The sequence below is a fragment of the Azohydromonas lata genome (genome assembly GCF_034427735.1).
GTDB classification, from domain to species: Bacteria; Pseudomonadota; Gammaproteobacteria; order Burkholderiales; family Burkholderiaceae_C; genus Azohydromonas; species Azohydromonas lata.
The window spans coordinates 1-347 of the sequence record NZ_JAXOJX010000233.1 but is presented as its reverse complement, the minus strand read 5'-3'; the positions used below and the strand labels follow the sequence as shown (position 1 = coordinate 347).

The 347-nt window shown below is 62.2% G+C and carries 1 protein-coding gene; it reads left to right on the top strand.

Features of this window, described 5'->3' with window-relative positions; genetic code table 11:
- Positions 1-55: 55 nt before the first annotated feature.
- Positions 56-347, top strand: a 292-nt coding sequence (locus tag SM757_RS35180) for a helix-turn-helix domain-containing protein (protein WP_322468892.1), incomplete at its 3' end; no start/stop codon positions are given.

The following is a 347-nucleotide window of genomic DNA, read 5'->3' as shown; positions in this document are numbered from 1 at the left end:
TATTGAGCCGGCAGTAATGTTCTTGAAATCTTGCCGCGTCATGATCACCGCGGTGATGAAGGTAATGGACATGAGGTCGCTGTCGCGCGAGGCACGACACGAGAGGCGCGCGCAGGTCATTCGGCTGCGTGAGGCGGAGCACACCTACGACGAGATCGCAGCGCTTACGGGCCTGAGTCGTACGGGCGTGTTCGACATCTGCAAGCGCCACGCGGCCAAGGGTGCTCAAGCACTGCACGATGGCGAGTGCGGGCGCAAGGTCGGCGAGCACCGCCGGCTCGACGCCAGCCAGGAGGATGAGGTGCAACGCCTGATTGCCGACAAGACACCGGACCAGTTGAAGATGA